Raw genomic sequence first — 13,561 nt, 5'->3', positions numbered from 1 at the left:
ACGCTGATCCGGGACCGGACGGAACACGGCGGTGACGCGCCTCGGCCGCAACCGGGGCGCGCCCGAACGGGTGCGGGCGACGGCCCGTCGCGGCAGAGTGGGGGTGTGTTGTGGGACGGTCCGCGCATCGAACTGCTGCGGGGCTTCGAGGCCACCGACGCGGGAGGCGCTGTCTCCCTCCCGGTGAGTGCCCAGCACCTGCTGGCCTTCCTCGCCCTGCACGACGACGGCGTCCAGCGCGCCGCGGCCGCCGAACGGCTCTGGCCGGACTGCACGCAGTGCCGTGCGGGCGCGAACCTGCGCACCGCGCTCTACCACGCGAGGCGGCGGGGTCCGGCCATACCGATCGAGACTTCAGGGCAGTGGCTCCGCCTCAAGCCGGAGGTCCGGGTGGACCTGCGCTCCGCCCGGAACTCCGCACGACAGGTCGTGGCCGGGCTCGACCGGTTGCCGGCCGGCTGCGACGAACTCGTGGACGACCTCGCCGCCGAACTCCTCCCGGGCTGGGAGGAGGAGTGGCTGACGCCGGAACGCGAACGGTGGGACCAGCTGAGGCTGTACGCCCTGGAGGGGCTGGCTCACCAACTGTGCGACGCGGAGCGCTACCTGCCGGCCCTCCAGACCGCGCTGGCGGCGATCGCCATCGACCCCGTCCGTGAGACGGCCCACCGGATCGTGGTCGAGGTGCACCTCGCCGAGGGCAACCTCGCCAGCGCGCTGCGCTCCTACCAGCACTACCGCTCGTTCCTGCAACGGGAGCTCAACGTCGCCCCCTCGCCGAAGATGACCGGACTGGTGCGGAACCTCCAGCGGATGTGACGGCCGATCAGGACGCGCCCTACAGCCCGGCCAGGACGGAGAGCAGCCGGTCCACCTCCTCCGGGCCGTTGTAGGCGTGCAGGCTCACCCGCACCGAGCTGTCGCGCTCCCCGGCCCGGCCCTGGCAGTGGCCGTCGGCGCGGACCATCAGGCCGTGGCTGGCGAGGACGAAGCCGAGGTCGTTGGAGGGGATGCCGCGGTGGCGGAAGGTGACGATGCCCTCGCGCTGCTGGACCTCGGAGCCGGCCGCGAGGCTGAGCTGGCAGCCGAGGACCTCGTACGGCGCGAGGGTGCGCAGCCCGTCGGTGAGCCGGGCGGCCAGGGCGGTGTTCCAGCGCCGGACGCGTTCCGGTCCGGCGGCGTCGAGCCAGTCGAGGGCGGCTTCCAGGCTGGCGATCCCGCAGGTGTTGGGCGTGCCGGCCCAGCCGCCGGGGGCGAAGACCGGGCCGCGGGTGTTGCGGGCCCAGACCGCGCCGGTGCCGGGCAGCGCCATCGTCTTGTGCCCGGAGAAGACCACGAAGTCGACGTCCAGGGCGGCGACGTCGACCGGCAGGTGGCCGACGCTCTGGGCGGCGTCCAGGCAGATCGGCACCTCGGGGCCGACCGCGGCGCGGATCCGGTGGACGTTCATGTCGCCGCCGTACACGTGGTGCACGTGGGTGGCGGCGACGAACGCCGTGCGCTCCGTGACGAGTCCGGCCAGCGCGGTGTGGTCGTAGTCGTGCGAGGACGGGTCGTACGGCAGCTCGTGGACCGTGACGTGGGTGCCGCGGCCGGCCAGCAGCTGCCGGGCCTCCAGCCAGGGCAGCGCGTTCGCCTGGTGGTCGGCGAACGGCACGATGATCTCGTCGCCGTCCCGCAGGTGCCCGGGCAGCCAGTCCCTGGCCACCGTGCGCAGCCCTTCGGTGGCGCCGCTGACGAAGTGGACGCCGGAGCGGTCCAGCGGTGCCGGGTCGCCGAGGAAGCGGGCGACCCTGCCGCGGGTGCGGTCGACCAGCGCGGTGGTGGCGTTGGCCCAGGTGTACGTCCCGCGCCCGGCGTTGGCGTTGGCGGTGGTCAGGTAGTGCCGGACGGCGTCGAGCACCGCCAGCGGCTTCTGCGAGGTGGCCGCGCTGTCCAGGTACGCCTGGTCGGGGTTGTCGGTGATGATCGGGAACTGTGCCCGCAGCTCCCGGTGCCAGTCGTGGAGTTCGTCGAGGGTGGTCATGGCCCGCCTCCGTTCAGTCCCGCACCAGCGGGGCGCCCGCGTCCCGCCAGCCGATGACGCCGCCCGCGAGGCTGCGCGCGTCCCGGTGTCCCATCCGGGTGAGCAGTGCCGCGTACCGGAGCGACTTCTCGCCGACCGGGCAGGCCAGCAGGACGGGCTGGTGGGTGCCGAACGGCAGGCCGCCGTGCAGGAGTTCGTCGAAGAGCTCGTCGACGATGTTGACCGAGCCCTCGATGTGCAGCGCCGCGTAGGCGAACGGGCCGCGCAGGTCGACCACCAGCGGCCGCTCCTCGGCGATCCACTTGCGGGCGGCGTCGACGTCGACGGACCGGGCGGCGGCGAGCTCGTCCTGGGTCAGCGTGCCGACCGAGTTCGGGCGCGGGGGCTGGTTGAACAGCTCGGGCCGGCGCAGGCGCAGGTAGCTCAGGTAGCTCTCCACCCGGTCGCAGACGATGAAGACGGCGGTGTGCCGCTCGCCGGCTCCGCGTTCCGTCAACTCGGCGTCCACGGTGCGCAGGTGGCGCAGCGCGCCGAAGTAGGCGCCGCCGCCGGTGGGGCCGGCCGGCAGGCCGCAGCGGCGGAGCAGGGTGAGCATGCCGTCGATGGCCTGGTCGGCGGTGACCGACGCGATGGCGTCGTAGGTGCCGGGGTCGAACAGCCCGACCTCGTGCACCTCGTCGATGGTGCGGATGCCGGGGATGAAGTCGGACTTGTGCGCGACCAGTCCGAGCACCTCCACGTCCGGGTTGTGGGCGCGCAGCACGCCGGCCACGCCGGTGGACGAGCCGGCGGTGCCGACGCAGGCGACGAAGTGGTCGGGGGCGCGGCCGTCGAGGTCGCGGACGATCTCCGGGCCGGTGCCCGTGACGTGCGCGTCGACGTTGAGCCGGCTGTAGTACTGGTCGGTGTGCAGGTAGCCGGAGTCCGCCTCGGAGAGCATCCGGTGGATGCGGGTGAGCGGGTCGTCGGTGTCGGTCGGGTCGAGGCACTCGGTGCGGCCGGGCAGTTCCTCGATCTGCGCGCCGAGCAGCAGGAGCAGGTCCTTGATCTCGGGGACCCTCATCCGGTTGGTGACGCTCCTGAACGGCAGTCCGTGTATCCCGGCGATCAGGGCGAGCGCCTTGGCGGTGTTGCCGCTGGACAGTTCGACGATGGTGTCGCCGCGTTCGACGGCGGCCGGGAGCGCGTCGCGGGTCATGTTCCAGGCGGCGCGGTCCTTGACCGATCCGAAGGGGTTGAGCATCTCCAGCTTGGCGTACAGGTCGATGGCGCGCAGGCCGGTCACCGCCGGGTCGATCCGGAGCAGCGGGGTGTCGCCGATCGCGTCGGTGATGCTGTCGTACCTCATGCCCGTCCGTCCCCCCGTCGTCCCGCGGTGCCCGTCACGTCGACGGGCCAGTACTGCTCGTCGAGGCGCCAGCGCCAGGCGCCGTCCTGCCGGTACGCGGCGACCTTGCGCGCGACGGGCTGGCGGAGCGCCTGGCCGGCGCTGAAGTCCATGAGGTAGCCCGCCGTGTTGGCGAAGGCGAGCAGGTCGCCGGGTACGGGCAGGCGGGGCAGGAAGACGGTGCGGCGGGTGATCAGGTCGGTCTCCAGGCAGAGGTTGCCGATCAGGTGGACGCCGACCGGGCCGTCCGGCGCGGTGGGCGCGCCGGGCCGGGGGAGCAGCACCGGGTCCATCAGCACCCCGTGCTCCTCCAGGCCGACGTCCCTGGCGTTCATCTCCAGCCGGACCAGGCACTCGCCGGCCGGGGTGTGCCGGGCCTCCAGGACGCGGGCGAGGGTCGCCCCGCACTGGTCGGCCAGCGCCCGGCCCGGTTCCACCGCCAGGTCGTACATGCCCTCCAGCAGCAGGGTGGCGAGCGGCCGTCCGAGGGTGGGTGCCGGGGTCGAGAGCAGTTCGTCCAGGTAGGCCTCGGCGGCCACCGGGCGGTGCGCCGGGTAGAGGCCGAGGGCGCCGCGCAGGGTGCCGGACTCGTTGCGCAGCCCGTAGCCGTGCCCCTGCCAGGTCAGGGCGGGGCGCCGGCCCAGGACGGCGTCGGTCAGCTCGCTGGTGTACCGCTCCCACTGGGCGGCGTCGGCCAGGTAGTTGACGCCGAAGCCGCCGCCGATGTCGATGGTGCGGGGGCGCAGGCCCCGGCGGTGGCACTCGTTCATCACCCTGAGGCAGGTCTCCAGGGCGACGGCCTTCTCGGCCACGCCGGTGGTGTCCAGGTGGTAGCCGACGCCGGTCAGTTCGACGGCGTCCCGGTGGTGCTCGACCGCGTCGAGCAGGCCGTCGAGTTCGCCGACGTCGGAGCCGAAGCGGCTCGGCCTGGTGAGCACGGTGACGCCCGGCGCCAGGAAGCCGGACAGTCGCGGCATGACGCGCACCGGGGGCAGCCGGTGCGCGCGCACCAGGTCGGCCAGCTCGTCGAGTTCGGCCCGGGAGTCGAGGTGGACGGTGACGCCGGTGCGGGCCGCCAGCCAGAGGAACTCGCGGGTCTTGGGGCCGGTCGCGATGATCCGCTCGGGGGTGAAACCGGCGCCGAGGGCGTGCTGGAGTTCGGAGAGCGAGGCGACGTCCACGCCCGCCTCGGTGGCGGCGAGCCGGCGCACCAGGGCGCTGGAGCGGTTCGTCTTGTGGGCGAAGTGGATCGGGCCGTTCAGGTGGTGCTTGCGGTAGACGGCCCGGAAGCGTGCCAGGTTGTCCGCGATCTGCCCGGGCAGGAGCAGGTTGAGCGGTGAGCCCAGGGCGTCGACCAGGGTGTGCAGGAAGTCGTGTTGCTCCAGGAGGGATCGGAGCCTGGGCTCCAGCCGTGGTTCGAGATACAGCGGTAGAAGCCGCATGCGAAACAGCTTTCCATGGTGGGAAGTCGGCGGGAAGGGGGCATGCCGCCACCGACAGGCTGCCCCGTGTCGGCCGGCGTCCCCGGCGGTTCGCGCGTCGGCAGGCGCGCGTGCGGTCGGACCCCGTGCGCGGATTCCACCGTGGCGGGCGTCGGCGACCGAGGGAAACGGTAACTGTTTCCACCTGTGATCGACAGGGATTTGTGTCACGCCGTCGCAAAGACTGTGCCTATGCGTAACTCGGGGCTCCGCTTGGCGAGTTGGCCGGTTCCGGGGCCCGGCAGCCGGAGGTCAGCGCAGGGCGACGACGACCGAGCTGGTGCCGTACTGCCACACGGAGCCGGCCTGGCGGAAGCCGGCCATCCGGAGCAGTTCGCCGTGCTGGGCGGCGGACAGGCCGTTGCCGGTGCCGTCGCTGGGGGGCAACTGTCGGGCGCGGGCGCTCAGCAGGTCGGCGAACTCGGGGACCAGGCCGGCGGCCTCCCACCACTGGGACCAGTCCTCGGCGGTGCCGGTGCCCAGCCGCTGGGCGCGGCGCCGGCCGACCGCGAGGGCCAGCTCGGCGAGGGAGCGGTCCTCGGGGATGAGGTGGTCGCCGTTGACCAGCAGGCCGCCGGGGCGCAGCGCGCCCGCGAGGTCGCGGTAGATGCCGAGCAGGGCGTCCGGCGGCGGGTAGTGCAGCGCGGTGGTGGACATCACGGCGTCCAGCGGGCGGTCGAGTCCGAGCTCTCCGATCCAGCCGGGACGGCCGATCAGGGTCTCGACCCAGCGGCTGATCTGCGGGTGTCTGGCGCTGCCGAGGGCGAGCAGCAGCGGGTCGATGTCGACCGCGACGATCTCCGCGTGCGGCAGCCGGGCCGCGACGCGGGCGGACAGCGATCCGGGGCCGCTGCCGAGGTCCGCGACGAGCGGCCGCTCGCAGGGGCCGACGACCTGCTCCAGCACGTCGGCGATGACGGTGAACCGCTCCTCGCGCTCCACCGCGTACCGCTCCTGCTGGCGCTCCCAGCGCTCCACCCAGGTGTCGGCCAGCGCCGCATCCACTCGCATCCCGACTCCCGCCGTGTCCCCGCGCGTTCGAGGTCCCGCTTGCCGTCAGTGTTTGTCATGTCCATATGACTCTGCAACCGTCCGGCGCGAGGTTCCGGCGAAACGATATCCGTTTTCATCAGAAGGCTTCCACTCGGGGCCGCCGAGGAGCGGGCGCGGGACCGCCGCGCACCCGCCGGCAGGTCCGGACGGAGCCCCGGGGCCCGGTCCGGACCTGCCGGACTGCGCACCCCGCGTGGTCGGCAGGAGGCTGGACTCCGAGCCCGGTGACGGCGGACCACGGACCCGTGCGGACCCCGCCACCGTCGAGTCGAGGAGGAGACATGGCTGACCAGGCTGAGGGGAAGGGCCGCATCGTGGTCGGGGTGGACGGGTCGGAGTCGTCCGACCTGGCGCTTCGCCGGGCCGTGCGCCAGGCGGAGCTGACCGGCGGCGTGGTGGAGGCGGTGATCGCCTGGGAGTACCCGACCTACCACGCGCGCGCGGCTGGTTCCCCCCGGCGGCCACCGACGAGGCGGTGCTGGAGGGCCGGGCGCGCCAGGAGGTGGCCAGGGCCGTCGAACAGGCGGTGGGGGAGAAGCCGCCGGTCGAGGTGCGCGCCGAGGCGCGCTACGGCACCCCGGCGGGCGCCCTGGTCGACGCGGCCAGGGGAGCGGACCTGCTGGTGGTCGGCAGCCGGGGCCTCGGGGGCTTCACCGGGATGCTGCTGGGCTCGGTGGCCCAGCACTGCACCCGGCACGCCACCGTCCCTGTGGTGGTGGTCCGCGACGGCGGGCAGTGAGCGATCCGGTGCCCGGCCCCGGGCCCAAGACCGGGTTCGGGTTCGGGTTCGGGCTTGAGCTCAGGTGAAGAGGACGGTGGACGCCGACGGGACGGCCAGCGAACCCGCCCGGCGGGGGACGCCCGTGGTGGCGTCCACGTCGAACCAGGTGACGTCGCCGGAGTGCTCGTTCGCCGCGTACAGCCGGGTGCCCGAAGGGCCCAGCACCAGGTCGCGCGGCCAGCGGCCCCCGCAGGACACCGAGGTGACCACCCGGGCCCGCTCGCCCGTCCCGTCGAGGGCGAGCAGCACGATGGTGTCGGTGCCCCGCTCCGCCGCCCACAGGAACCGGCCGTCGGGCGAGACCACCGGGGCCGACGGGGAGACCGGGCCCTGGACGCCGTCGGGGAACAGCGGGACCTCCGCGACCGGTTCGAGCGCCCCGGCGTCGGCGTCCCAGCGGCAGACCGTCACGACCGGGCGCAGCTCGCCGAGCACGTACACGTGGCGGCCGTCGGGGTGGAAGGCGAGGTGCCGGGGGCCGGTGCCGGGCGGCAGCGCGATCTCCTGGTGCACGGTCAGCCCGCCCGCCGCCCGGTCCAGGGCGCAGACCCGCACCGAGTCGGTGCCGAGGTCGACGGCGAGCACCCAGCGGCCCGACGGGTCGGGGAGCACCTGGTGGGCGTGAGGGCCCCGCTGGCGGTCCGGGTGCGGCCCGCTGCCCCGGTGCTGGAGCACGCTGCTCGCGGCCTCGGGGGTGCCGTCGGCGTCGAGCGGCAGCACGCTGAGGCTGCCGGAGCCGTAGTTGGCGGTCAGCAGGTGGCCCCGGGTGACGCTCAGGTGGGTCGGGTGGTCCCCGTCCACCGGTACGGGGGCGCCGAGCGGCCGGGGCACGGGGCCGGAGACGTCGTGGGCGGTGACCGCGCCCGGCGCCGTCTCGGAGACGGCGTACAGCACCGGGCCGCCCTGCGCGGGTGCGACCGTGAGGTAGGACGGGTCGGTGGCCTCGACCACCCCGGTGGCGGTCAGCGCCCCGGTGTCGGGATCGACCGCGGCCAGGACGATGCCGCGCCCGCCCGTCGAGGTGAACGACCCGATGAACGCCCGCTCCGCGCCCCTGTCAACCACAGCAACCTCCGCCGTCCGTCACTGCGCTCAGACGCTAGCAGGTGCTTTCCCCGGAAGGCACCCGCTGCCGGAGCGGCCGAATCGCGGACCGGCCCGATCTCCGGGAACGTGGGAGCTGTCGGTCGCGCGGCCGGGACCGGACGACGCCGTCGTTCGGATCGTCAGGGTGACGATCACCTTCCGGGCGGCACCGGGGCGACCTCCCCGACGGCCGGTTCCCCCGGAGCTGCGGAAGCGAGGCGGCATGTACGACCCCGATCCACCGTTCCGGCCGGTCACCCGGCGCCACGGCTACCTGCCGCTGGAGGACCTCGGCCTCATCGGGAACGGTACGACCGCCGCGCTGGTCGGCCTGGACGGCACCATCCCGTGGATGTGCCTGCCCGGCTTCGACTCCGAGCCGCTGTTCTGCGGACTGCTGGACCACGCCCGCGGCGGGCAGTTCACACTCGCCCCCGAGGGCCTGGTGGAGGCCAGACAGCGCTACGAACCGGACACCGGCGTCCTGGTCACCGAACTGCGCGGCCCCACCGGCCTGGTGCGGGTCACCGACGCGCTGACCCTGCGCTCCGGCGCCGACCTCACCGACGACGCACCGGCCGACCGGGCCGAACTGGTGCGCTCGGCCGTGGTGCTGGACGGGACGGTGCGCCTGCGGGCGGAGCTGGAGCCGCGCGGCGGCGCGCAGACCAGGGCCCTGTTCAGCGGACTGGAGGTGCGGCCGAACCGGCGCCCCGACCTGCGGCTGCACCTGCGCTCCAACCGTCCGCTGACCGGCCCGCACGGCACCCACGAACTGCGCCAGGGCGAACGGCTGGACCTGGTGCTCTCCTGGGGCCGCTTCCACCGGCACCACCGCTTCGACACCGACGCGACGCTGCGCGGCACCGCCGAGGCCTGGCGCCGCTGGATGCGGCACTTCGCGTACGACGGCCCCCAGGAACCGCTGGTCAGGCGGGTCGCGATCACGCTGAAGCTCTGCGACGACTGGGCCAACGGCTCCCTGGTCGCGGCACCCACCTCCTCGCTGCCCGCGCCGATCGGCGGCATCCGCAACTGGGACTACCGCTACAGCTGGATCCGCGACGCGGCGTTCGCCGTGTTCGCGCTGCGCCGGATCGGCTTCCGCGGCGAGGCCGACGCCTTCCTGGGCTGGGTCCTCGACGCCTTCGAGTCCAGCCGGCGGCCACGGATCATGTACGACCTCAGGGGCGGCCCGGTGCCGGACGAGGTCGAGGACGGGGAGCTGGAGGGCTACCAGCGCTCCGCCCCGGTGCGCTGGGGCAACGGCGCGGCCGACCAGCGCCAGCACGACGTCTACGGCGAGATCCTGGACTGCGCCGACCAGTGGCTGCGGGCCGGCGGCGAGATCCAGCCCGCGCTGTGGGCGGGCCTGGCCGGCCTGGCCGACACCGCCGGGCAGGCCTGGCGCCGGCCCGACCAGGGCATCTGGGAAGTGCGCAGCGAGGGCCGGGTGTTCACGTACTCGGCGGGCCTGTGCCAGGTGGCCCTGGACCGGGCCGCGCAGATCGGCGAGCGGCTCGGCCTGCCCGCCGGGACCGACCGGTGGCGGGCCTCGGCCGAGGAACTGCGCCGGCTCATCCTGGAGCAGTCCTGGGACGAGGACGCCGGGACCCTCAGTGCCCACCTGGACGGTGGCGGGGCGCTGGACGCGAGCCTGCTCGCGCTGCCGCTGCGCCAGGTGGTGCCGGCCGGGCACCCGCGGATGGTGGCCACCGCCGCCGCCGTCGCCGAGCGCCTCTCGGCCGGCGGCGGGCTGCTCCACCGCTACCTGCACGAGGAGTCCCCGGACGGCCTGCCGGGCGACGAGGGCGCCTTCGTGCTGTGCAGCTTCTGGCTGGTCGACAACCTGGTCGGCCAGGGCCGGATCGGGGAGGCGGAGGAGCTGTACGTCTCGCTGTGCTCCCGGGCGAGCCCGCTGGGGCTGATGTCCGAGCAGATCGACCCGTCCACAGGAGAGTTCATGGGCAACTTCCCCCAGGCGTTCAGTCACATCGGGATCATCGCCAGTGGCGTCAGCATCGGCCGGGCGAAGGCGGGTGGGCGAGGATGATCGACCGGCTCGCCGTCCTCGGCGCGACGGGGGACCTCAGCGCCCGCTTCCTGCTGCCGGCGCTGGCCGCCCTGCGGGCGGCGGGACACGTCGGCGACCGGCTCCGGGTGACCGCGGCCAGCCGGGAGGACTGGGTCACCGAGCACTACCGCGGGTGGGCCGCCGACCGGCTCGACCAGCACGGCGGCGACCTCCCGGCCGACGCGCGGAAGGCGGTGGCGGCCGCCGTCGACTACCGGCGGGCCGATGTCACCGACCCGGCCGAGGTGGCCGCGGTGGTGGCCGGCGAGGGACCGGTGGCCGTCTACCTCGCCCTCCCGCCGGCGCTCTTCCCCTCGGTGATCACCGCCCTGCACGCGGCGGGCCTGCCGGCCGGCAGCCGGATCGTGCTGGAGAAGCCGTTCGGCGAGGACCTGGCCGGCGCCCAGGAACTCAACCGGCTGCTCGCCGACCTGGTGCCGGAGCGGGCGGTGTTCCGGGTCGACCACTTCCTGGCCATGACGACCGTCCAGAACGTCCTCGGCAGCCGGCTGGCCAACCGGGTGCTGGAGCCGATCTGGAACAGCACCCACATCTCCCGGGTGGACATCACCTGGGACGAGACGCTGGCGCTGGAGGGGCGGGCCGGGTACTACGACCACGTCGGCGCGCTCAAGGACATGATCCAGAACCACCTCCTGCAACTGCTCTGCCTGGTCGCCATGGAGCCGCCGATCACGCTCGGCGAACGGGACCTGCGGGACCGGAAGGTGGACGTGCTGCGCTCGGTGCGGCCGCTCACCGGGAACGACGTGCTGCACCGCACCCGGCGGGCCCGCTACCTGGCCGGCCGGATCGGGGACCGCGAGGTGCCCTCCTACGTCGAGGAGGAGGGGGTGAGCCCGAAGCGCCGCACCGAGACCTTCGCCGAGGTGGAGCTGGAGCTGGAGAGCTGGCGGTGGGCCGGGACGCGGTTCCGGCTGCGCAGCGGCAAGGCGCTGGGGGAGGACCGCAAGGAGGTCGCGGTGCACTTCCGCCCGGTGCCCCACCTGCCGTTCGGCCACAGCGGGACGGCCGCGCCCAACGTGCTGCGGTTCGAGCTGGAGCCGGAGGGACTGACCCTGGACCTGACGGGCATCGGCGCCCACGCCCACGAGCTGGCCCCGGTCTCGCTGACCGCGCGGATGGAACCGCAGGAACTGCCCGCGTACGGGCGGCTGTTGCTGGACGTCCTGAACGGGGACCCGGCGCTGTCGATCCGCGGCGACGAGGCCGAGGAGGCCTGGCGGGTGCTCGAACCCGTGCTGTCCGGCTGGGAGCGGGACCTGGTGCCGCTGGAGGAGTACCCGGCCGGCTCGCAGGGGCCGCCGCCGCGTTTCCCGTAGGTGGCGCGGAGGTGGACGGCGGGGGTGGACGGCGGGGGTGGTCGCCGGGCCGCCGGTGCACAGGCGGCCCAGTCGGTGAATTCCGGCACAGCCGTCACAGGTGCCCGAAAATTCACTCGAATAATCGCGAATAACTGTTCGAGTGAATGGTGAGGTTCTGATGTCATATTTTCGGCCAAAGAATTCACGGTGCTGATCCGACGTCGCAGGCAGGGCCGCGAGTCGCACCAGGGATTTTGCGGTTCCGATTCCGGGTGCGGTCGCTTTCCGTTCAATCGAAGGGGGTTGCGAGCGGCTGATCCGCCGTGAAGACTGTTGCGCGTTCGTCGTCCGGACGTTCGGGACGGCAGGGATTGTGCGGCTCTCCGGCCGTGTCGGCGCGTTCCGCGCCGCGGTTGCGGGGGCGGTTCGCAAAAAGGGGGATCGGACATGCCGGTGACGGCGAACGCGCAGGTGGGGGCCGGGGGAGCAGTCGGCCGGCGGTGGCCGGGTTTCTGTCCGGTCGCGCCGGCGGGGTGAGTATTCGGTCGTCCACGGTTCACCGTGGACCGTTCCCCGGTTCGCCGTTCCCCGCGCGGCGGGGAATTCGGGTCGCATTCGCACCGTCCGGTCCGGACACGTGGGAGCGGCGCCGGAACGGCTCCGGGCGGGTGCGGCGCCCCGGCGCGGGTGACCGGGGATTCCCGGGACGGCCGACCGCCACCGGCGCGGCCCGCGCCGATTCCCCTCGTACCCGCACGTCCTGAGCCGGGCGGGGCCCGCGGCCGGAAAATTCCCGCTGTGCCGCACTCCAATCCGCAATTCCACCGCGGGCGCCCGGCGCGCCCGCACCCGAGAACCAGTCAACGGGAGCTTCCGTCATGCCGTACCCCAGCCCGGCGCCCGTCCGGGAACGTGTGCCGCTCCTCCGGCGCGGTGAACTCCAGCACCGGCTCGACGTGCTCGCGCGTGCCCACCGGGTGCCCGGCGCCCAACTGGTGCTGGACACCGGCTCGGAGACCGTGGCCCTGCACACCGGTGTGGCCGACACCGGCACGGGCGCGCCGTTCACCGAGGACACCGTCGTGCCGGTGGGCTCGCTGACCAAGCCCTACACGGCCGCCCTGGTGATGCTGCTCGCCGACGACGGCGACCTGGACCTCGACGAACCGGTCGCCGAGCACCTGCCGGAGTTCCGTCAGCTACCTGAAGTATCGATTCGTCAACTTCTCGGCCACACCGGCGGACTGCCCACCGGACCCGACTCCGACGCCGCCGCCGGGACCACCGCGGCGCGCTACCTGACCGCCGTGTGCACCGCCGGGGACGCGCTGTTCCCGCCCGGCACCGGCTTCTCCTACTCCAACGCCGGCTACGTCGCCGCCGGGCGCCTGGTCGAGACGGTGACCGGGATGCCCTGGCACGAGGCGGTACGCGCCCTGCTGCTCGAACCCTTCGGCACCACGGCGGTGTTCACCGACACGGCGATACCGGGGCGCCCGGTCGCCGCCGGACACGCGCTCAACGCCGCGACCGGCCTGCCCAGGGCCGTCCGGCAGAACCTGGCCCCGCTGGAGGCCCCGGCCGGCGCCCTGCTGGCGAGCGCCGCGGACCTCGCCGCGCTCGGCGCCGCCCTGGTCGGCCGGTCCAAGGTGCTGCCCCCGGACGTCGCCGGGCGGATGCGCCGCCCGCAACCGGGAGCCCGCCCGGGAGCGCTCGCGGACGACTGGGGCACCGGCGTGGCCCTCTACCGGCGGCACGGACGGCTGTGGTGCGGCCACGACGGCAACGCCATGGGCACCTCCTGTCACCTGCGGGCCGACCCGGACAGCGGTGTGGTGGTCGCCTTCACCGGGAACGCCGGGGCCGCCACCGCGCTCTGGCGGGCCCTCGCCGCCGACCTGGCGGAGACGGCCGGCCTGCGGGTGCCCGCCGCGATCGAGCCGGTGGGCGCGGGCCGGCCGGTGGCCCTCGCCGACCCCGCGGCCGTCGCCGAGTGCGCGGGCGACTACCGCAACGGCTCGGTCCGCTACCGGGTCGAACCGGCCGGGGACGGCCCCGCCACCCTCTCCGTGGACGGCGACCCGCCGATCCCGCTGCGCTGCTACGCCGACCTCTCGTACGACCTGATCGCCCCCGACACCGGCCTCCCCGAGCCCGGCGGGCACTTCCACCGGGACCGGGCCACCGGCCGGATCGACCGGGTGCAGGTCTCCGGGCGCACCGCCCGCCGGGCCGGCTCCGGCTGAGCCCACCGGCCCGCCGCGGCACACCTCGCACCGCCGCTTCCCCCTGCATCCCGTCGCTTCCCCGGGCCCGCGGGCCGGCTACCGCCTGCCCCGACGCCCGCG

The 13,561-nt window shown here is 74.2% G+C and carries 9 protein-coding genes and 1 pseudogene; 5 read left to right on the top strand and 5 right to left on the bottom strand.

The genetic code is table 11. The features are described 5' to 3' along the window. Positions 1-105 precede the first annotated feature (105 nt). Positions 106-819 carry a BTAD domain-containing putative transcriptional regulator gene (locus ACIQOW_RS10890; protein ID WP_401082532.1) on the top strand — a complete coding sequence of 238 codons (714 nt, stop codon included), beginning with the start codon at positions 106-108 and terminating at the stop codon, positions 817-819. Between the two features lie 19 nt (positions 820-838). Here the strand turns inward: ACIQOW_RS10890 and ACIQOW_RS10885 are convergent, their stop codons facing one another. The 4 genes from ACIQOW_RS10885 to ACIQOW_RS10870 form a co-directional block, all read right to left on the bottom strand. Further along, positions 839-2,026, bottom strand: a complete 1,188-nt coding sequence (locus ACIQOW_RS10885) for an aminotransferase class V-fold PLP-dependent enzyme (protein WP_401082529.1) — start codon at positions 2,024-2,026, stop codon at positions 839-841. A gap of 13 nt (positions 2,027-2,039) precedes the next feature. Then, the gene (locus ACIQOW_RS10880) at positions 2,040-3,374 is read right to left on the bottom strand and encodes a pyridoxal-phosphate dependent enzyme (RefSeq protein WP_401082526.1); all 1,335 of its coding nucleotides are present in this window, start codon (positions 3,372-3,374) and stop codon (positions 2,040-2,042) included. Beyond that, positions 3,371-4,855, bottom strand: coding sequence for a Y4yA family PLP-dependent enzyme (locus ACIQOW_RS10875; protein WP_401082523.1), 1,485 nt, complete (start codon positions 4,853-4,855; stop codon positions 3,371-3,373). The genes ACIQOW_RS10880 and ACIQOW_RS10875 overlap by 4 nt, the downstream gene beginning before the upstream one ends. 291 nt (positions 4,856-5,146) lie before the next feature. Then, positions 5,147-5,905 carry a class I SAM-dependent methyltransferase gene (locus ACIQOW_RS10870; RefSeq protein WP_401082520.1) on the bottom strand — a complete coding sequence of 253 codons (759 nt, stop codon included), beginning with the start codon at positions 5,903-5,905 and terminating at the stop codon, positions 5,147-5,149. Positions 5,906-6,228: 323 nt separating this feature from the next. On the opposite strand from ACIQOW_RS10870, the pseudogene ACIQOW_RS10865 reads away from it, so the two are divergent. Beyond that, a pseudogene (locus tag ACIQOW_RS10865) lies at positions 6,229-6,686 on the top strand (universal stress protein). A 60-nt stretch (positions 6,687-6,746) separates the two neighbouring features. On the opposite strand, the gene ACIQOW_RS10860 reads toward ACIQOW_RS10865, so the two are convergent. Beyond that, the gene (locus tag ACIQOW_RS10860) at positions 6,747-7,793 is read right to left on the bottom strand and encodes a lactonase family protein (protein WP_401082517.1); all 1,047 of its coding nucleotides are present in this window, start codon (positions 7,791-7,793) and stop codon (positions 6,747-6,749) included. A 244-nt stretch (positions 7,794-8,037) separates the two neighbouring features. Here ACIQOW_RS10860 and ACIQOW_RS10855 point away from each other — a divergent pair, with 244 nt between their 5' ends. The 3 genes from ACIQOW_RS10855 to ACIQOW_RS10845 all read left to right on the top strand — a co-directional run bounded on the left by ACIQOW_RS10855 (position 8,038) and on the right by ACIQOW_RS10845 (position 13,459). Then, entirely contained in the window at positions 8,038-9,867 is a 1,830-nt protein-coding gene (locus ACIQOW_RS10855; RefSeq protein ID WP_401082515.1) for a glycoside hydrolase family 15 protein, read from the top strand. After that, a complete protein-coding gene (locus tag ACIQOW_RS10850; protein ID WP_401082512.1) occupies positions 9,864-11,231 on the top strand; it encodes a glucose-6-phosphate dehydrogenase in 1,368 nt (455 codons plus the stop codon). Before ACIQOW_RS10855 ends, ACIQOW_RS10850 begins: the two co-directional genes overlap by 4 nt. An 860-nt stretch (positions 11,232-12,091) precedes the next feature. Then, positions 12,092-13,459 (top strand): serine hydrolase domain-containing protein, encoded by a 1,368-nt coding sequence (locus ACIQOW_RS10845; RefSeq protein WP_401082509.1) that lies wholly within the window; start codon positions 12,092-12,094, stop codon positions 13,457-13,459. Positions 13,460-13,561: the final 102 nt, after the last annotated feature.

Source organism: Kitasatospora sp. NPDC091335, assembly GCF_044757205.1.
In the GTDB taxonomy this organism is placed as follows: domain Bacteria; phylum Actinomycetota; class Actinomycetes; order Streptomycetales; family Streptomycetaceae; genus Kitasatospora.
The sequence above is the reverse complement of the archived record's forward strand: the minus strand, read 5'-3'. Positions and strand labels throughout refer to the sequence as shown.